This window comes from Methylomonas sp. DH-1 (genome assembly GCF_046097555.1).
GTDB classification, from domain to species: Bacteria; Pseudomonadota; Gammaproteobacteria; order Methylococcales; family Methylomonadaceae; genus Methylomonas; species Methylomonas koyamae.
This window is the reverse complement of the sequence record NZ_CP143089.1, coordinates 1,080,032-1,098,857: the sequence shown is the minus strand read 5'-3', so window position 1 is coordinate 1,098,857 and position 18,826 is coordinate 1,080,032. Positions and strand designations below refer to the sequence as shown.

Sequence of the window (18,826 nt, the reverse complement as noted above, 5' to 3'; positions counted from 1 at the left end):
CGCCATGACAGACTTGAAACACACCCCGCTTGCCGCCCTCCACCGCGAGTTGGGCGCCAAAATGACCGCCTTCGCCGGTTACCAAATGCCGGTGCAATACAAAAACGGCATCATTCACGAGCATCTGCATTGCCGTAGCCAGGCCGGTTTTTTCGATATTTCCCACATGGGCCAATGCCGCATTTTTGGCGACCGTGCCGCCGCGGCGTTGGATAAATTGACGCCAGGCGGCATCGCCGAATTGGCGGTCGGCCAACAAAAATACACGGTGCTGACCAACGCCGCCGGCGGCGTGATCGACGACATCATCGTCACCCGCGTTACGGATGGGGTCGGCATCATCGTTAATGCCGGTTGCAAGGACAAGGATTTTGCTTATTTGCGGGAGCGGTTACCGGCCGATTGTCGATTCGAAGCGTTAAGAGATCAGGCTTTATTGGCGTTGCAAGGCCCCGGTGCGGCTGCCGTGATGGCAAAATTTTCGGGCGAGGCGGCGACGCTGAATTTTCTGCAAGTCTGCCAGACCAGCGTCGCCGGCGTAACTTGCACCGTCAGCCGTAGCGGCTACACCGGCGAGGATGGCTTCGAAATTTCATTGCCGGCTGCAGATGCCGAACGAATCGCCAAATTATTGCTGGCCGAAGACGGCGTCGAACCCATCGGTTTGGGCGCCCGCGATACCTTGCGGTTGGAAGCCGGGCTGTGTCTCTATGGACATGAATTGAACGAAACCATCACGCCGATAGAGGCCGGCTTGAACTGGATTTTTAAGAAAGGCCATACCGATTTCCCCGGTGCCGAAACCATTCTGGCGCAGCGGCAAAACGCCGCCGGGCGGCGTCGAGTCGGTTTGCTGGTCGAGGGCAAAATCCCGGTCCGGGACGGCGCTATTTTGCTGGATAGCGCCGGCCGCGAGGTAGGCATCGTTACCAGCGGCAGCTTCTCGCCGACGCTGAACCGACCGATTGCGATGGCTTTGATCGACCAGGCCTTAACCGCAGCCGGCACCCGCCTCAATGCGGTGGTGCGGAACTCGGCCATCGAATTGACAGTCTGCCGGCTACCTTTCGTACCGCACCGTTACCACAAACTCGCGAGATAACCATGAGCCACCGTCCCCGCCTCGACCAACTGGAAATGCGCGGAAATTTCATCCAGCGCCACATCGGCCCCAACGCCGAGCAAACTCAAGCGATGCTGGCCGAACTGGGTCTGGACGACCTGGAACAGATCGTCGAGCGGGTGCTGCCGGCCGACATTCTGAACCACGAGCCGTTGAAACTGACCGGCACGATCAGCGAGCGGGCCGTGATCAAATACCTGCGGGCGATGCGCGAGCGCAACAAGGTGATGGTGTCGATGATCGGCATGGGCTACTCGGATACCATCATGCCGGCGGTGATCAAACGCAACGTGCTGGAAAATCCCGGCTGGTATACCGCCTACACGCCGTATCAGGCCGAAGTGGGCCAAGGCCGGCTGGAGGCTTTATTGAATTTCCAGCAAATGATCATCGACCTGACCGGCATGGACATCGCCAACGCCTCGTTGCTCGACGAAGCTACCGCCGCTGCCGAAGCGATGACGATGGCCCGCCGTCTGGCCAAGAGCCGATCCAACACCGTGCTGATCGATCAAAACTGCCATCCGCAAACCATCGCGGTGATGCAAACCCGCGCCGGCTCGCTGGGTTATGAGGTGGTGGTCGCCGATCCGTTTAGCGGTCTGGAGCAACACGACTTTTTCGCGTTGATTTTGCAGTATCCCAACAGCGGCGGCGAAATCCACGATTTGACCGAAGCGACCGCGGTGGCCCACGCCAAATCGGCGCTGGTTACCGTCGCCGCCGACTTGCTGAGCTTGGTATTGCTGACGCCTCCGGCCAAATTCGGTGCCGACATTGTGGTCGGCAGCGCCCAGCGCTTCGGCGTGCCGATGGGTTATGGCGGCCCGCATGCGGCGTTTTTTGCCACCCGCGACGACTTCAAACGTTCGATGCCGGGCCGCTTGATCGGCGTGTCCAAGGATACGCACGGCCAGGTCGCGTTGCGGATGGCTCTGCAAACCCGCGAGCAGCACATCCGCCGCGACAAGGCCACCAGCAATATTTGCACGTCGCAGGTGTTGCTGGCAGTGATCGCCGGCTTTTACGCGGTCTACCACGGCGCCGATGGCTTGCGCTTGATCGCCGGCCGGGTGCATCGCTATGCCCGGATTCTGGCCGCCGGTCTGGCGCGCTGCGGCTACCCAGTGTTGAGCCAGTGCTACTTCGACACCATCAGAGTCCGCGTGCCGAACCGGGCCCGACGCTTTGCCGCCCAAGCCGAGGCGGCCGGCATCAATCTGCGGGTCATCGATCCGGATACGTTGGGCATTGCATTGGACGAAGCCACCACCCGCGACCATATCCGCGCCCTTTGGCAAATCTTCGCCTCGCCGATCAGCGAATTGCCCGACGTTGCCGCACTGGATGCCAGCCTGGAAGAATGCATTCCGGCGCACTTGCTGCGCGACGATGCGATCCTTACGCATCCGGTATTCAGTCTGTACCACTCGGAAACCGAGATGATGCGCTACATGCGCCGGCTGGCGCGGCGCGACATTGCCTTGGATCGGGCGATGATTCCGCTCGGTTCCTGCACGATGAAGCTGAACGCCGCCACCGAAATGCAAGCCATCTCGTTTTACGAATTTGCGGCGATGCATCCTTTCGCGCCGCTGCACCAAACCCAGGGCTACCAGCAGTTGTTCGCCGAACTGGAAGACATGCTCTGCGACCTGACCGGCTTCGATGCCTTCTCGTTGCAACCCAATGCCGGTTCGCAAGGCGAATACACCGGCCTGCTGGTGATCCGCAAATACCACCAGGTCAACGGCCAGGGCCAGCGCAACATCTGCCTGATTCCGGCCTCGGCGCACGGCACCAACCCGGCCAGCGCGACCTTGGCCGGATTACACGTCGTGGTCGTGGCCTGCGATGACCACGGCAACGTCGATGTCGCCGACCTGCGCGCCAAGGCTCAGCAATATCAAGACACGTTGGCGGCCTTGATGATTACCTATCCGTCCACCCATGGCGTCTACGAAGCGGCCTTCCGCGAGATTTGCGACATCGTCCATCTACACGGCGGCCAAGTGTATATGGACGGCGCCAATTTCAACGCCTTGGTAGGCTTATGCCGGCCGGGCAGAATCGGTGCCGACGTCGCCCATTTGAATCTACATAAAACCTTTGCGATACCGCACGGCGGTGGCGGGCCCGGCGTCGGGCCGATTGGCGTCGGCGCGCATTTGGCGCCGTATCTGCCGGAGCACCCGGTGGTGGAAGGCGTCAATCCGGCCAAAGGCGAGCATGGCACGGTCGGCACCGTGTCGGCGGCGCCGTGGGGCTCGGCCAGCATTCTCACGATTTCCTGGGCCTACATCGCAATGATGGGCGCTACCGGCCTGCGCCGAGCAACTTTGACCGCAATCATGAACGCCAATTACATCGCCCGCCGCCTGGCGCCGCATTACCCGATTCTGTACACCGACGCCAACGGCTGGGTCGCGCACGAATGCATCATCGATTGCCACGCCTTCAAAAAAACCGCCAACGTCACGGTCGAGGACATCGCCAAGCGCCTGATCGATTACGGTTTTCATGCGCCGACCGTGTCGTTTCCGGTGCCGGATACCTTGATGATCGAACCGACCGAAAGCGAGAACAAAGCCGAAATCGACCGCTTCTGCGCGGCGATGATCGCGATTCGCGAGGAAATCGGCGAGATCGAGACCGGCACAGCCGATCCTGAGCACAACGTGTTGCACAACGCACCGCATACCCATCGCCTGTTGCTGGAGGACTGGCATTTGCCGTATTCCCGGCAAAAAGCCTTCTTTCCGGACAGCCACCAGCACGACGACAAATACTGGCCGCCGGTCGGCCGCATCGACAGCGTCTACGGCGACCGCCACGTGTTTTGCAGTTGCCCGCTGGACTGGGCGCAAACCGCCACGGAGTGCGATGCTGAAGCACGTTAACCAGCCGCTGGCCTTCGTCGACCTGGAAACCACCGGCGCCACCGCCACCAAAGACCGCATCACCGAAATCGGCATCGTCTTGGTCGATGAAGACGGCGTGCGCGAATGGAACCAGTTGGTATACCCGCAAACCCGTATCCCACTGTTCATCGAACAAATGACCGGCATCAGCAACCAGATGGTCGCCGAGATGCCCAGCTTTGCCCAAATCGCCGGCGAGGTGGCGGAATTGCTGGAGGGCCGGCTATTTATTGCCCACAACGCCCGCTTCGATTACGGCTTTTTGAAGAACGAATTCAGCCGGGTCGGCATGACCTTTCGGCCGCAGGTGTTGTGTACCGTCAAACTGTCGCGGGCGTTGTATCCGCAATTCCATCGGCATAATCTGGACAGCCTGATCGAACGCCACGGCTTGCAGGCCAAGGACCGGCATCGGGCGCTGGCCGACGCCCAGTTGATTCATCAGTTCTGGACTCAGGCTTGCGAGCAGTTTTCCGAGGCGGTGGTCGATCTAGCTGCCCAGCGCCTGGTTGGCCGTTCCAGCCTGCCGTCCAACATCGATCCAAACTTGATCCACGATTTGCCGGAAACCCCCGGCGTTTACCTGTTTTATGGCGAGAACGATCTGCCGCTGTACATCGGCAAGAGTGCCAACATCCGCAACCGGGTGCTGGCGCATTTCGGCGCCGATCATAAGAACAGCAAAGAGATGAGTCTGGCCCAGCAACTGCGGCGCATCGACTGGATAGAAACCGCCGGCGAGTTGGGCGCGCTACTGTTGGAGGCGCGTTTGATCAAGGAAATGACGCCGGTGCACAACCAGCGCTTGCGCCGCAAAAACGCCTTGTGTGCCTGGCAATTGCAGCAACAGGGCGAACAGCTTAAGCCGGTGTTGAGCTGGGCCGGCGAACTGGATTTCGGTGCCCAGGATAATCTGTACGGCCTGTACCACAGCCAGCGCGACGCCCAGAAAGCCTTGCGCGGCGTCGCCGAACAGCACGGCCTGTGCCTGAGCGTGTTGGGCCTGGAAAAAACCACCGCCGGCCGGCCCTGCTTTGGCTACCAGATCAAAAAATGCCGCGGCGGCTGCGTCGGTTTGGAAGCGCCGCTGGCCCACGCGGCGCGGCTGTTGATCGCCATGCAAAAACTCAAACTCGCCGTCTGGCCGTATCCGGGCGTGATTGGCGTGCGCGAAGGCGCGGAACTGCATGTGATCGATCGTTGGTGTTATCTGGGGACTGCGAAAAACGAAGCGGACATCGCGGAGCTGTTGCAGAGCGGTCGGCCGGCTTTTGATCGGGATACTTATATGTTGCTGAGTAAGTCGTTGAAAAAGGCGGAGGTTGTGGTGCTGCCAGGCGCTTTGGAGATGGTTGGCGAGTCGTGGTGAGTGAATGGCGGATGACGCTTTGCTTATCCGCCCTACGGCCCTGGTACCCTGGTTCCCAACCTCCAGGTTGGGAACCCAAGTCTTGGAAGCTCTGGCTTCCAGTCCATATGCGAAGCTAGAGCTTCTGCGGTTACGTTCCCAAGCCAGAGCTTGGGAACCAGATCCAATAATTAGATTTCGCAAGAGGTTTTATGACTGCAATCGACTTTAAGGAAATTCCGGAAGCTCATCTTGGAGGAGGGCTCCAAGATACATTTGAGCTTTTTGCACGCGACTTTCTAGCTCACCTAGGGTATGAAATTAAGGAAGATCCCAGTAGAGGCGCGGATGGCGGAAAAGACATACTCGTTATTGAACGTCGTAGCGGTGTTGGAGGAGAGACCTCGGTAAGATGGCTGGTCAGTTGCAAGCATAAAGCCCATTCAGGTGCTTCGGTTTCTCCTCAAGACGATTCAAATATAAGAGATCGAATTGAAGCCAATGGTTGTAGCGGATTTATCGGATTTTACTCAACCCTTGCTAGCTCAGGCTTATCGGATTTGCTGAAAGGAATGAGCTATTGTCAAATCTGGTGTTCAGGCCTTGATCAAGCGGCGATCTGATTGCCGGTTTCTAGCTCAATGCCGTCCTTGAACGGAACCCCGGTAATCACTTTGGCGAGATAATCAAATCCTCGCTGGCGTCGCCAGGTTTTCTCAGCCGTTTGTCCCAGTTTGAATAGCATGTGCAACATGCCATCGCGGGCGAGACAGCCTTTGGCACGCTTGGTGCGATGGCGAATAGTGGCGAAGGTTGATTCGATGGGGTTGGTTGTTCGAATGCTTTGCCAGTGCTGAGCCGGAAAGTCATAGAAGGCCAGCAGTTCATGCCGGTCGCGATACAGACATTCAACCGCCTTGGGATATTTGGCGTCATAGAGCGTGGCGAACTGGTCGAAGGCGCGTTCGGCGTTCTTTTGGGTGTCAGCCTGCCAAATGTCGTACAGCGACTGCTTCATCTTGGGTTGCACCGCTTTTGGAACGCGGTTCAGGACGTTGTTCATTTTATGCACCCAGCAGCGTTGTTGTCGGGTGTCGCTGTAAACCTCGTCCAGCGCGGCCCAGAGACCCATTGCGCCGTCACCAATGGCTAGTTTGGGACTGTTCATACCGCGTGCTTTCAAGCCCAGCAATACTTCCCGCCAACTCTGCGTCGATTCGCGCACACCGTCTTCAATCGCCAGAAATCGTTTTTCCCCGCGCTCATTGACCCCGATGATGATCAAGGCACACAGCTTGACATCTTCCGCTCGCAGCCCGCTGTAGATGCCATCAGCCCAGATATAGACCCACTGATCTCGGTCCAGGCGACGGGTTCGCCAATCGTTATATTCCGCCGCCCACTCGCGTTTCAAACGGGCCACGGTGCTGGCTGATAACCCCGTGGCATCCGGGCCAACCAGGACTTCCAGTGCGGCTTCCATTTCACCGCTGGAGATACCTTTCAAGTATAACCAGGGCAATGCAGCCGATAAGGAACGTGTCTTGCGCACATACGGTGGCACCAACGCCGAACGAAAGGTAGCCCCTTGGCCGTCTTTTGCCCGAACCTTGGGAACCTTCACCGCTACGGGGCCAATGCCTGTCTGAATCTCACGCTCAGGTTGGAATCCGTTACGCACGACGGCGGCCCGACCATCGCCTAACTTCCGTTCGCTGAAGGCTTCCAGATAGGAAGCCAATTCGGCATCGATGGCTTGCGCTATTAACTTCCGCGCGCCTTGACGAATCAGATCGGTCAAAAGATCGGCGTTCTCTTCTCGACTCGACAGGTCGATTACATTACTCTTCTTCATGGTGGCGTATCCTTGGTTTTGATCGTTTTGTTTGGTCACAAATAATCAACCAGATACGCCGCTTCTCTTCAACTACCAAACACCAGATTCAGTTATAGCTCGAAAGGAATTTGTGGAAATATTGAAACTCAGGTTTTTGATAGAGAAAAAATCGAGTCATATCTGCTAAAAAGTCCGGATGGTCTTCACTTAGCCAAACGATATTTCCCGAAATCATTAGCTACTTGGTTAGGTGAAAACCCAAAGCCGGCCAAAATTTTTGCAACGCATCCAGCCATACACTGCAAAAACTGCGGTAAAAATCTTTTAGAGCCAAAGCCAAGTGGAATAATCGTTCTCTGGTGTAAACGCGACCAAACCTCCGGAAAAACTCACTACGACCAGATTTATTGGTGTTGCAAAGGGAATTGCGATCAGATGCTTTCCCACCCAATGCGAGGAAAAGGTTATATCGACGGATGGGAAGACATTCCTGATGTAGCAATACCTCTTGTATTTGCTCGGTGGATGATGACACCCCTAAACCAGTTGAACTCTGGTCACACATACTCTCCCGAGGCATTCGAGCAATTAAAAGAATTTATCTTGAGTGTATATCCGTTCGTTGCGCGTGATGCCACACTAAAAGAGCAAGAGAGAATAGAAGCATTAACATCAATACCAGCTTATCTTGGGGGGCTTGGATATTGAAATCGAACCTGGTGGCGTATTTTTTGGGTGATTCCGCAGAGATGTAAAACACTGCATCTCTGCGGAATCCAATGTTTTAGGACCGTAGAACGGATAAGCCCGGTACGCACCGCGTACCTTCATGGCCATCACGGTAGCATTCTGATGGTATGCATTGCGTACCTACAATTGAAATTTCAATTCGCGGTCGGCGACGCTTGATAAGCCACGCCAAAACGCTCGGCCAGCCTCTCCAAGCCCAACCCGAAACCGCAGCCCAGTTTACGTTCATTTTTAACAAGCCAATCCCAACATGACTACGAATTGTTTCAGCTCCGGGGCGGCGGCCCGACGCCGTTTCTTGCAACTGGGTGCTGCCGGGCTGGCCGCGTTAAGCCCGGCGGCGCAAGCCCTGTTCCGCCTGAACAACGCCTGCCTGAACCCGCAGGAAACCCCGGCGCTGGCATTGGAAAAAGCCGCCTGGCAAGGTATCGATCCGGCCGACTGGTGGGATTGCCATACCCATATCGTCGGTTCCGGCGACGGCGGCAGCGGCATCACCCAGACGCCGGAAATGCACCAACCGCTGCGCCACCCGATTCAAACCTTGCAGCATTGGGCCTACGCCAATGCCGCCTGCATTCCGGACAGCCGCCAGGACCAAGCCTTCGTCGAGCGGCTGCATGCCTTGATGGACACAATGCCGCCAGGCGCCAAGGCCATGCTGTACGCTTTCGACCGGACCCACGGCGCCAACGGCGACCCGGATCACGCCAACACCGCGTTTTTCGTACCGAACGAATATGCCCAGCGCCTGGCCAAAGCTTACCCGGACCGCTTCGAGTGAGTCGCCAGCATCCACCCCTACCGCGCCGATTGCGTCGAGGCCTTGCAACACGCAGCCGCCAACGGCGCCAGGGCCGTGAAATGGCTGCCGCCGGTGATGGGCATCGATCCGGCCTCGCCGCAATGCGACCGTTTTTATCGAGCAGCGGCGGCATTGAACATACCGATCATCACCCACGGCGGCGAAGAGAATGCCTTGCACGGCGCCGACCAACCCTTGTTCGGCAATCCGCTACGGCTGCGGCGGGCGTTGGAAGCCGGGGTGCGGGTGGTGATCGCCCATTGCGCGACCTTGGGCCATGACATCGACGAGGACGGCCGCGAGGTCAGAAGTTTCAATTTATTCGCCAAGCTGATGGCGGACAAACAATGGCAGGGCCGTTTGTTCGGCGACATATCCGCAATCGTATTGCGCAACCGCGACCCGGAGGTCGTTAAAACCCTGTTGGTGGAAACCGACTGGCACGACCGGCTGTTGTACGGTTCGGATTACCCGTTGACCGGGATTTTGCCGCTGATTTCGGTACCGGCCTTTGCCGAAGCCGGCCTGTTACCGGAAACGGCGGTGGAGCCGCTGCAAAGCCTGCAGGACTATCATCCGTTTCGGTTCGATTTCGTGTTGAAACGCAGCCTGTCTTGGCAAGGCAAACGCTTCGCCGACCGCATCTTCGCCACCCGGCCGTTTTTCGCCGCCGGCAAATCGACCGCCGCCTAAGCCTTGCCCGGCCGCTGCCGGGTCCAGGCCAGCATTAACCAAGCTGCACGCCCGAAGCCGTAACTGGTCGTAACGATGCTGGCGAAGGTATACAGTTTGAACAACTGCAACCAGGCGTCCGCTTGCGGCTGAGGGCCGTCCAGGTGCGGAAACAGTGCCATCAGCAGAAACAGGCTGGAATTGGTGCAGGCGCCGACCACCATCGCCCAAGCTACGAGCCGCGGCAAGCCGATGCCGGCCGCCGCGAAGCCGAACAGCAACGCGCTCATCAGCAAATAGTCCAAATTTGCCTGCAACAAGCGCGACGGCTTACCGGGAAACAGCGCGTGCAGCGGCGCCAGTTCCAGGTTCAAGCCGACCAGGCACCAAGCCAGCAGCAACGCCGCCAACAGCCATAACGCCGCGCCTTTCAATAACAGTATCTGGGTTGCAGTATTGTTCGTCGCCATCGTCTCCTCCACCATCTCGGCCAATCGATGCGGCTATCCTAGTCGTCCCTGAAAAAGCCGAAATTGTTCAGAGACGACCGCTCTCATGCGAACGATAAAAAATGCTCGACTGATGAAGTCATCCCAAGTCGTGACAGTAGCGCCCAAAAACGAGACCAAAAAATCCTCAACCGCCTGAGGATCAAACGGATGTTATGGCCGGCACCGCACAGGATGGCATGCAACGCATCGCCCAGTTCGCCTTTCAGGTAGTTGCGCCCCAATAATCCGTCGTTCTTCAGGTGGCCGATGATCGGTTCGATAGCGTTGCGACGTTTGAGTGCGCGTTTGAGTCGTCGTGTATCCACGCCGCGTTTTTGCCGGGCTTTGTAAATCGTGACCCCGGGCAGCTCGACGCCACGATAACCCAAGTCGACAAACGCTTCTTTGGCGCGCGTACCGCTCAGTATTTCTGCCTGTTCCAGACAGGATTCCAGGGTGTGTCCATCATAGGGATTACCAGGAAAGCTACGAGCGCCCAGTACGAAATTGCTTTTATTGGTAACCGTGATGCCCACTTTGACGCCGAATTCATATTTCTTGTGGACTTTGCCTTTGGCAATGCATTCCACTTCCGGGGCGTGAAAACTGTACAGTTTGTTTTTATCCTGGGGTTGCTGATTCAGAATCCGTTGGGTCTTCTCCAGGGTCTCTTTGAACGCACCTTTGACGGCGTCGGATTGATTGTCCAATTGACGTTCAATATCTCGATACACTCGGCCGACCAAAGTCTTTAACTGCTTGAGCATTTTGCGTTTGCGCTTCATTTGCTTGGCATGACTGTACCGGTTCGCCATTAGCAGCAAATACGGAGCTTTACGGTTGTAGTTCTGCCGTAGCGAAATCTCATGCTGCTCAGCCAAGCGGACCAGGTGCTGGCGACAGCGTTCGTACAACTTCCCATCGGTCGGATACGTGATGGCTTTCTCTTGCACCGTGCTATCGACCGTCACCGATTCAAAATCCTGCTTGTTCACGGTCTTGCTGTCTACGCCAGCCTGAATCGTCACCGATAACATCCATTCACAACCGGCTTCGCCAATCCGTTTCCGCCAATAGGTCAGTGATGTGGGGTGGCAAGGCATCTGGTGTTGGAAATACGCTTCGCCGCAAAAGTATTGCCAGTACGGATTTTCCAGCCATTGCGCGACCACCGCTTCATCGGAACGTGCGAAGGCATGTTTGAGGTAATGAAGTCCCGCTATCAGTCGCGTGGGCAAGGCAGGCGCACCTTGATTCTCGGTAAAGAACTCGCCAAAGGCATCATCCAGGACTTTCCAATCGATCAGATTAGCCAGTTGGTAAAGCTCGTGTTTTGGGTTTAACAGGTCGGCTAGCGGTGTGTTGAATAGATCGATTTGACCACTCGTTTCTTGGGATTTTGGCTTCATTTTGAATAAAAATTTGCAAGAAATTAATAGCTATTTTACCCCTTTCTTGCAATTATTGCCCGCTTCTTAATTAGATTACTTATTTTATTTCAATGTGTTAGTGGAAATTTTAGGGCTTTTCAGGGGCGACTATCCTAGCCGGCGGCGCTGCGGCCGGCTTGACCGGAGCGGCACAATCGCTTGACTGCAACGGTGCTAACGCCGCTATCATGGCCGGATCGAGTTTATGGAGATTTGCCGTGAGCCCATCCGCCAATCCGGCCTTGCACCTGTCGACCGCCGACCTGCCGCCGACACAGCGGCGGGACTGGTTACACCACGTGATCGGCCGCGAATATGCCAGGGTCGATATCACGCCGCCCGCGCAAGCGGAGCTGTTCAACGAGATGACGATTTACCCGTGGCAGGAATTACGGCTGTCGGCGATTCGCTCCAGCAGCATCGGCCTTTACTGCCCGCCGTGCGAGCCCGAAACCGCCAGCCAGGATGCCTATTTCGCCGTGGTGCTGTTACACGGCCGCTACCGGTTGCAGCAGGATGGCCGCGCAGCGGAACTGCAGGCCGGAGATATAGCGCTATACGACGCCACCCGGCCGCACCGGATCGAATGCCCGGAACCGTTTGCCAAACTGCTGGTATCGGTTCCGCGGCAACTGCTGCAACAACGCCTGGCCGGCGTCGAGCATTGTTCCGCAGTGAGGATCCCCGGCAGCGGCGGCCTTGGCGCGGTAACGTCGGATTTTTTGCGCAGCGCCGCGCGCCAGGCGGATTGCATCGACACGGCCCGGTTTTCGCCGCTGGCCGGCCAAGCTCTGGATTTATTGGCTTTGACGCTAAGCGCGCTACGGCCGGGCCGGTTCGAATTGGCCGATCACCGCGCCCAGGCCTTGAGCTGCATCAAACGCCTGATCGAAGCCCGCCTGGCCGACCCGGAGCTGGACAGCGCAGCAATTGCCGGCGCCGCCGGCCTGTCGCCGCGTTACATCAACGCGCTTTTCAACGCCGAAAACACTTCGTTGATGCGTTACGTCTGGCAGCACCGTCTGCAACGTTGCGCCGAAAAACTGCGGTCCAAACATCACGCCGGCCGCAGTTTGACCGAAATCGCCCTGCGCTGGGGATTTAACGACATGTCCCATTTCAGCCGCGCCTTCAAACGCCGCTACGGCTGTTCGCCCAGCGACTATCGGCACATGCGGGGTTAGTTGTTGGCGATACGTGTTTTTTTTTGGGGAGGGGCATTGGGCAATTGGGCGACGAACCCATAACGCCCGAAACTTCTTGGCGGCTGTGTGGCGTTTCGAATCGAGCAATAACCGCCATGGCTGACCGAAGGCCAGCTCGATATCGTTTTCGAGGCCGATTGCCTTATGCTTCAGACTATCCCTCGGTGTTTTAGCCGCCGCTGGCGTCCCGCCGCAACAGGACATTGCTGTACTGCAAAAATTCGTCCAAGTGTTTTTCGATAATAGCCACCGTGATGGGCAGTTGTAATGCCTGATAATCATGCACGGCAATATTACGAAAGCCCACCATACGTTTCAGGCCTGCGGCCAATTCCAGCTCGATCCAGCCGCCTTGTGCCAGTAGGTTAAACACATCGCGAGCGCTTTGCGGAATACCTAATTTTTCGCGCCGAATCAAATGCTGCCCCATATCCAGCGCCGCTTCGCAAGCGCGTTGAATATTCAGAATGGCGGCGTCCTGCCGAGTGTAATTTTGAATAAAACCGGCCGGGTCGGCGGCATATTCTTCCCGCGCGCGCCGCACGCAACGCTCAATCGTTGCCGCTTTATTCAGCAAAACATCATCGGCCATAGACACTGCCCCTGTGTTGTATTTCTTCGATCAACGTCGCGCGTGCCGTATCCAGCGCCGTTTTTTCGCTCAACACCGCCGCCTCGAACAATGCCGCTTGGGTGTCCTTTTGCCACCAGCGTTCGCCTGTCATGATGATTTGGTATTGCATGACTGTCGAAGCCGCGCGTAAATCGACCAAGTCCACCGGGCAGCCGGCGATATCGGCCAGTTGCCCGGCCAGATCGAACAATAAAACCGGGTCGGCATAACCGGCAACCAAAACCGCTAAATCCAGGTCGCTGTCCGGCGTTGCGTTGCCCTGGATACGGCTGCCAAAGGCATACAACGCCAGCAAGCCATCGAGCTGAGTTTGTAAGCAGTTTACGAGCGCCAGTTTATTCATGCCATTCTCTCGCGTCGATTTTGCCGATGACGGCCTTGGTGATTAGGGCGGATTCGGGCGGATTCGTCCGGTTAAATATTCAAAGCCGGCAAGGCCTTAACAATTTTCATCGTTGCCAAACTGACCGTAATCACGCGCTGGAACAGTTCCAACGGATAACGCGGGTTGTGCATGGTTTCGATAGCCCAGTCGTTGGCGTCGTTGACGATGCCGCTGTCTTTGTCGACTTTAACGCATTGCCGCTCGACCACCCAATCCAGCGCCGGTTTGCCGTTGACCACGTAGTCGTAGGCTTCCAGCGGGATACCAGTCAAGGTAATTTTGGCGTTGTAGTGCAGCGTGGTGAGGTCCTTGTCCTTGCCGCTTTTGCCATACTTCATCTTCTCGACGCGGAAATCGGCATCGGTTAATTGCGGATTGCCCACGATTTGCACCGGATACTTTTCGACCGTTTCATAATTCAAATGCAGTTCCGCCAAGTCGCGCCCGGCCTTGGCAAACGCCCAGAAATCGGCGGCAGTTTTGACGCAAGGGATACGCGGCAACTCCTTGGCCAGATTGTCGGCATAGCGTTCGCGGTAATCCGGCGAATGCAACAGGCCATAGACGTAATAGAAAATGTCTTCCTTGGTGATCGTTTCGCCGGGATAGGCGGCTTGGAAATGAGCCAAGCCTTCATCGGTGATGGCATCGCGGCGCTGTCTTTCTTGTTTCGCGGGTTCGGCGAACAGGTCGGCGTTCTTTGGCTGTTCTTGGCTGGTTTCCGGTTCGTCGTAAAGGTAAAGGGGGAAGCATTGGCCGGTCTGCATTACATGCAAGTCAGGAAGATAGTTGGCCATCAACGCTGAAAATTCTTTCTGTGCTCCAACGGCGTTGATACAGATAATGCGATTTTCCGATTTAGCATCCGGAAAAATGCGCGGTATCTGGTACACCATTTCATTAAATCGCCGGTTGAAATATAACCACTGTTTTGTAAAGGGGCGGTAAAGAGCCTGGGTTAGGCAAATAGAATCAAAAACGAATTGTCTGTCTTTGGCTAATTCTTGCTTTAAAGCCCGCGTCCAACTAATCCTAGCGGGGTTGGTGTCAATGAAGTCATCCACCAGGGTTTCTCGTGATTTCTTGTCAAGTCCGGCATGGGCGGCGTTAAAGCGCTTCACTTCATCGTTGTAGGACTCGATCATGCGTTCCATGTTATCAGTAAGGTCATCCTTAGAAGCGTTGTAACACCAGGCATCGCGCTGCGTTTTTACGCCCGCAGAATAATTAGCAAATAGCGCTTTTGTTTCTTTGTCGCTCTTCTCGCCGAGCACGATGAACTCCCCAAAACTGTCGTCGCGCTGCTTTAGCCAATCCCCATGTTGATCGGGTGTAATGGCTTGCCATCCGTTGATTTCACTGATACCGGCAAGGCTGGAAAATTCGCTGATTTTGTCCAGCTTCTCTTCTCGACTTAGGTAATCGCCAATGTCATGAAAATAAATCTGGCCATGCTGTTTCGCTTCAGGGTTCTTGACCAGTACGGAAATCGCAATCGGCGCCCGGCTACCGCTGCCAAAAATCTTGCCACCTTCCTTGCGAGATAATTCGCCCGAGGTGCGCTGATTACCACGTAAATGAAACACATAAATACTGGAAAACTCTTCGGCCAAACACTGGCGTAAGCCGCCAAAAGTTCCAGTTTCTAAGAAGTTAGCATTGGTGACAAAACCGAGCACACCGCTATCGCCAATCCGGTCAGAGGCCCAGCGAATCGCCCGGATATAGCTATCGTACAGAGCATTTTTATTGGTGGCCGTGGAGCGTTCGGCATAGGTGCCACGAATGCGCTCATCCAAATGCGGATAGGCGACGTTCTGATTGTTGGCATTGGCATCGCCTTGCCCAACCGAATACGGCGGATTGCCAATAATCACCCTGATATCCAGCTCTTTTTGCCGCTTGCGGCGGGCGCTGTTGTGTTCCAGTAGCGCATCGACCATGTCGCCCTTCTCGTACATCTGAAAGGTGTCGGTCAGGCAGATACCCTGGAAGGGTTGGTAGGGAATTTCCCCCTCACCCCGGCCCTCTCCCCCAGGGGGCGAGGGTGCGTTCATCAGGCTGTGATAGACCGCTTCGATGTTGATGGCCGCGATGTAATAGGCCAGCAACACGATTTCGTTGGCGTGGATTTCGTGTTGGTACTTGTAGGGCAGTTGTTCCGGCGTAATCAGGCCGCTTTGCAGCAGGCGGGTGATAAAGGTGCCGGTGCCGGTAAAGGGATCGATGATATGCACGCCTTCACTGCCCAGAGTTTGGCCGAACTCGCTTTGCAGTACGTCGTTGACGCTGTGGATGATGAAATCGACCACTTCTACCGGCGTGTAAACAATGCCAAGCCGCTCAGTCATTTTGGGGAAGGCGTTGCGGAAGAATTTGTCGTACAACTCGACCACGATTTTTTGCTTGCCGGCGGCATTTTCTATGCCTTCGGCACGCAGTTTGACGCTGTCGTAGAAGGCTTGCAGGGTATCAGCTTCCTTACTCAAGTGGTGTTCTTGCAGCACATCCAGCACGCCTTGCATGGCTTGCGACATCGGGTTGTGCTGGGCAAAGCTGTAGCCTTCGAATAGGGCGTCGAATACCGGCTTGGTGATCAGGTGTTGAGCCAGCATTTCGATGATTTCAGCATCGGTAATGCTGTCGTTGAGGTCGTCGCGCAATTCGTGAGCAAAGGCATTAAAGGCCTCGCGTTCTCGGCTGTTGGCCGGATTTTCCAGAATCGCGCCGATGCGGTCGATATGGGTGCGGGCGATTTTGGCAATGTCGTTGGCCCAGTCTTCCCAATGGTGGCGGTTGCCGACTTTTTGCACCAGTTTGGCGTAAATGGCACGTTCGATTTCGCCGATTTCGAATTGCAATTCGGTTTGGTAAGGCGCCGGAGCCTCATCCACTTTATTCCCGATGCTAAAGTGGTTGCGGCCGGCTTTTTGATTGCCGGTCTGGCCTTTGCTTTTGGCGGTTTTGGCTTTTTTCCGGATTTGATCGGTAATGGCGATGACTTCCATTTTGCTGCGGTCTTGGCCGATCAAATCCAGTTTGTTAACCATGGCATCGAAGCGGTCATCGTGCGAACGCAGGGCTTGCAGCACTTGCCAGACCACGGCATAGGTTTTGTTGTCGTTGAGGGCTTCGTGCGGTTCCACGCCTGCCGGAATCACCACCGGCAAGATCACATAACCGCGTTGCTTACCGGGCGCGTTGCGCATCACGCGGCCCACCGATTGCACCACATCCACTTGTGAGTTGCGCGGCGTTAAAAACAAAACGGCATCCAAGGCCGGTACGTCGACGCCTTCCGACAAACAGCGCACGTTGCTGAGGATGCGACAGGTGTTTTCCGGCGGCTCGGCTTTGAGCCATTGCAGATGGCTTTCCTTTTCGCTGGCGTTCATGCTGCCGTCGATATGTGCGGCCTGGCAGTTGAGGGTGGCGCTAACCGCTTCGGCATCCGCTTGTTCGCTGGCTTGGTAGGCTTCAACCACGGTTTGAAACATGCCGGCAATTTGTTTGGAACTGACTTTGTGGGTTTTGGCGGCTAGGTTGCGTTCGATGACTTGGCAAAAAGCGACGGCACGCCGCATCGGATAGCCGTCGTCGCTAAGTTGTTCGGCAATGCCCTGTTTGGATAAGGCTTTCCAGCAACCGACAATTTTGGCGGCATCATCGACTTTAAGTTGGTTGTCCGGGTCTTTCAGCAGGTCTTGCAGCCGGCGGCTGACATGGGTTTCTTCCACCGCCAGCACAATTACTTTGTAATCGCACAGCAAGCCACGTTTGACGGCATCCGAAAAGGTAATGATGTACAGCTCGCGGCCAAATAACGCCGGATCGTCCATGGAACATAAGGCGACATTGTCCTTTTCGGCGCTGGCTTTGGCATGGTCGCCGTAAATGCGCGGCGTAGCGGTCATGTACAGGCGTTTGCCGGCGCGGATGTAAGCGGCATCGTGTACTTTGACAAAGGCGCTTTCGTCTTCGTCGCCAAAGGTTGCGCCAGTGGTGCGGTGAGCTTCGTCGCAGATAATCAGGTCGAACTCTTCCAGGCCATGCTGGTGCTGGGCGCGGTGAATCACGTCGATGGAATGATAGGTACTGAAAACCACGCTCATGTGTCCGGTATCGTGGCGCTTTTGCATTTCGGTCGCCAGCCGCGAGGGCTCTGTGGTGGCGGGGTAACGCAGTTCATGGGCAAAGGTTTGGACGACGTCGTCATCCTTTTTGCGTTTTTTACCGACATCGCTGTCGGAACAGACGGCGAAACTGTGCAGCGGGGTTTCGCTTTCTTGGGTCCATTCGGTGAGGGTTTGCGATAGCAAAGAAAGGCTTGGTACCAAAAACAGCACGCGCTTACCGGTTCCGGCAATTTTTTCGGCAATCTTCAAGCTGGTGAACGTTTTACCAGTGCCGCAGGCCATAATCAGTTTGCCCCGATCCGCTTGTTGCAGCCCATGATAAGCACCGCTGACAGCGTGAAGTTGATGTTCACGTAGCTGTTTCTTCGGCTTTAAAACGGGTTCGGCTTTAGCTTGATATTGCGCCCAATCAATCTGGCTGTTTTCCAGATCGTGCAGGTCAATTTTGTTGACTGGAATTTGCTGGTCGCGCAAGGCGTCGTCGGCATGTTCCGTCCAGTTCAGGCAACTGGTAATAATAAGGCGATGCGTGAACGGCTTTTTGCCGGAGGCGGTGAAAAAGCTATCGATGTCGTCTTTACGGATTTTGTAGTCGGCGGCGTAAAGTTTGCATTGAATGGCGTGGAACTCACTAGTGCCGGCGGTTTGAGCGACCAAGTCGATACCGGTATCGCGTTTGTCGAGCCGTTGCCGGTCTGCCCAATCGGCATACAGCCAGACATCGCTGTATAAATCCCGGTAGGTGGCTTCGTTCTTTAGATAACAAACGATCAATTCTTCAAAATAGCTGCCTTTTTCGCGCTCGGTAACGGCTGCATTGCGGAAGCTGTCGAGTAATTGGCTTAGCGCTGTCATGGGTTCCTTAGCTTGATTGGTTCCAATGGTGTCGGTTTGGTTTTTTAGCTATCAGCGCCGTTCTCGTTCTGATGGTGTTATCCGACATAGGCCGGCCGCCCGTCACCACGGCTTGACGGAAACTCATATTGCCCGCCGCCTGTTACGGGCTGGGTCGTTTCCAGAATTTCCGCGGCTTATCGCCCTGCAAGGGCAAAGCCATGCGCTCAATACGGCTAGCATCGGTCTTGCGAG

General features: G+C 56.0%; 14 protein-coding genes. 8 read left to right on the top strand and 6 right to left on the bottom strand.

The annotated features are described in order from the left end of the window. The first annotated feature begins 4 nt into the window (after window positions 1–4). The 4 genes from gcvT to VXJ35_RS05385 all read left to right on the top strand — a co-directional run bounded on the left by gcvT (window position 5) and on the right by VXJ35_RS05385 (window position 6,015). On the top strand, window positions 5–1,102 hold the full coding sequence (gene gcvT, locus VXJ35_RS05400; RefSeq protein ID WP_064020774.1) for a glycine cleavage system aminomethyltransferase GcvT: 1,098 nt from the start codon (window positions 5–7) through the stop codon (window positions 1,100–1,102). 2 nt (window positions 1,103–1,104) lie between these two features. Further along, window positions 1,105–4,023 (top strand): aminomethyl-transferring glycine dehydrogenase, encoded by a 2,919-nt coding sequence (gene gcvP, locus VXJ35_RS05395; protein ID WP_064020773.1) that lies wholly within the window; start codon window positions 1,105–1,107, stop codon window positions 4,021–4,023. Further along, entirely contained in the window at window positions 4,007–5,413 is a 1,407-nt protein-coding gene (locus VXJ35_RS05390; protein ID WP_064020772.1) for a 3'-5' exonuclease family protein, read from the top strand. The genes gcvP and VXJ35_RS05390 overlap by 17 nt, the downstream gene beginning before the upstream one ends. 191 nt (window positions 5,414–5,604) lie before the next feature. Continuing rightward, complete coding sequence (locus tag VXJ35_RS05385) at window positions 5,605–6,015, top strand: restriction endonuclease (RefSeq protein WP_082880806.1); 411 nt, start codon at window positions 5,605–5,607, stop codon at window positions 6,013–6,015. On the opposite strand, the gene VXJ35_RS05380 is transcribed toward VXJ35_RS05385, so the two are convergent. Further along, window positions 6,000–7,247, bottom strand: a complete 1,248-nt coding sequence (locus VXJ35_RS05380; RefSeq protein ID WP_064023300.1) for an IS256 family transposase — start codon at window positions 7,245–7,247, stop codon at window positions 6,000–6,002. The genes VXJ35_RS05385 and VXJ35_RS05380 overlap by 16 nt on opposite strands. A 417-nt stretch (window positions 7,248–7,664) precedes the next feature. On the opposite strand from VXJ35_RS05380, the gene VXJ35_RS05375 reads away from it, so the two are divergent. From VXJ35_RS05375 to VXJ35_RS05365, 3 genes are all read left to right on the top strand, one after another. Continuing rightward, window positions 7,665–7,937, top strand: a complete 273-nt coding sequence (locus VXJ35_RS05375; protein WP_157198087.1) for a hypothetical protein — start codon at window positions 7,665–7,667, stop codon at window positions 7,935–7,937. Between the two features lie 292 nt (window positions 7,938–8,229). Further along, window positions 8,230–8,763 (top strand): hypothetical protein, encoded by a 534-nt coding sequence (locus VXJ35_RS05370; protein ID WP_197495971.1) that lies wholly within the window; start codon window positions 8,230–8,232, stop codon window positions 8,761–8,763. 9 nt (window positions 8,764–8,772) lie between these two features. Beyond that, complete coding sequence (locus tag VXJ35_RS05365) at window positions 8,773–9,477, top strand: amidohydrolase family protein (RefSeq protein WP_269454925.1); 705 nt, start codon at window positions 8,773–8,775, stop codon at window positions 9,475–9,477. On the opposite strand, the gene VXJ35_RS05360 is transcribed toward VXJ35_RS05365, so the two are convergent. Beyond that, on the bottom strand, window positions 9,474–9,926 hold the full coding sequence (locus VXJ35_RS05360; protein ID WP_231914853.1) for a hypothetical protein: 453 nt from the start codon (window positions 9,924–9,926) through the stop codon (window positions 9,474–9,476). The two genes, VXJ35_RS05365 and VXJ35_RS05360, sit on opposite strands and share 4 nt — an antisense overlap. Before the next feature lie 83 nt (window positions 9,927–10,009). Further along, window positions 10,010–11,356, bottom strand: a complete 1,347-nt coding sequence (locus VXJ35_RS05355; protein WP_064020771.1) for an IS5 family transposase — start codon at window positions 11,354–11,356, stop codon at window positions 10,010–10,012. A 239-nt stretch (window positions 11,357–11,595) separates the two neighbouring features. Between VXJ35_RS05355 and VXJ35_RS05350 the strand changes: the two genes are divergently transcribed. Further along, a complete protein-coding gene (locus VXJ35_RS05350; RefSeq protein WP_231914852.1) occupies window positions 11,596–12,561 on the top strand; it encodes a helix-turn-helix domain-containing protein in 966 nt (321 codons plus the stop codon). A gap of 190 nt (window positions 12,562–12,751) precedes the next feature. On the opposite strand, the gene hepT is transcribed toward VXJ35_RS05350, so the two are convergent. The 3 genes from hepT to VXJ35_RS05335 all read right to left on the bottom strand — a co-directional run bounded on the left by hepT (window position 12,752) and on the right by VXJ35_RS05335 (window position 18,592). Continuing rightward, window positions 12,752–13,174 (bottom strand): type VII toxin-antitoxin system HepT family RNase toxin, encoded by a 423-nt coding sequence (hepT, locus tag VXJ35_RS05345; protein ID WP_064020769.1) that lies wholly within the window; start codon window positions 13,172–13,174, stop codon window positions 12,752–12,754. Next, window positions 13,164–13,559: a type VII toxin-antitoxin system MntA family adenylyltransferase antitoxin gene (gene mntA / locus VXJ35_RS05340; protein WP_064020768.1), complete on the bottom strand. Its 396-nt coding sequence runs from the start codon at window positions 13,557–13,559 to the stop codon at window positions 13,164–13,166. Before mntA ends, hepT begins: the two co-directional genes overlap by 11 nt. A 71-nt stretch (window positions 13,560–13,630) precedes the next feature. After that, window positions 13,631–18,592, bottom strand: coding sequence for a type ISP restriction/modification enzyme (locus tag VXJ35_RS05335; RefSeq protein WP_064020767.1), 4,962 nt, complete (start codon window positions 18,590–18,592; stop codon window positions 13,631–13,633). Between the last annotated feature and the right edge of the window lie 234 nt (window positions 18,593–18,826).

What these genes read in the sequence shown, in the direction of transcription:
- VXJ35_RS05390 (WP_064020772.1), top strand. Translation starts at nt 4,007, where the DNA reads ATGCTGAAGCACGTTAACCAGCCGCTGGCCTTCGTCGACCTGGAAACC.
- gcvT (WP_064020774.1), top strand. Translation starts at nt 5, where the DNA reads ATGACAGACTTGAAACACACCCCGCTTGCCGCCCTCCACCGCGAGTTG.
- VXJ35_RS05360 (WP_231914853.1), bottom strand. Translation starts at nt 9,926, where the DNA reads ATGGCGACGAACAATACTGCAACCCAGATACTGTTATTGAAAGGCGCG.
- VXJ35_RS05380 (WP_064023300.1), bottom strand. Translation starts at nt 7,247, where the DNA reads ATGAAGAAGAGTAATGTAATCGACCTGTCGAGTCGAGAAGAGAACGCC.
- VXJ35_RS05385 (WP_082880806.1), top strand. Translation starts at nt 5,605, where the DNA reads ATGACTGCAATCGACTTTAAGGAAATTCCGGAAGCTCATCTTGGAGGA.
- VXJ35_RS05335 (WP_064020767.1), bottom strand. Translation starts at nt 18,592, where the DNA reads ATGACAGCGCTAAGCCAATTACTCGACAGCTTCCGCAATGCAGCCGTT.
- VXJ35_RS05375 (WP_157198087.1), top strand. Translation starts at nt 7,665, where the DNA reads ATGCTTTCCCACCCAATGCGAGGAAAAGGTTATATCGACGGATGGGAA.
- mntA (WP_064020768.1), bottom strand. Translation starts at nt 13,559, where the DNA reads ATGAATAAACTGGCGCTCGTAAACTGCTTACAAACTCAGCTCGATGGC.
- VXJ35_RS05370 (WP_197495971.1), top strand. Translation starts at nt 8,230, where the DNA reads ATGACTACGAATTGTTTCAGCTCCGGGGCGGCGGCCCGACGCCGTTTC.
- gcvP (WP_064020773.1), top strand. Translation starts at nt 1,105, where the DNA reads ATGAGCCACCGTCCCCGCCTCGACCAACTGGAAATGCGCGGAAATTTC.
- hepT (WP_064020769.1), bottom strand. Translation starts at nt 13,174, where the DNA reads ATGGCCGATGATGTTTTGCTGAATAAAGCGGCAACGATTGAGCGTTGC.
- VXJ35_RS05355 (WP_064020771.1), bottom strand. Translation starts at nt 11,356, where the DNA reads ATGAAGCCAAAATCCCAAGAAACGAGTGGTCAAATCGATCTATTCAAC.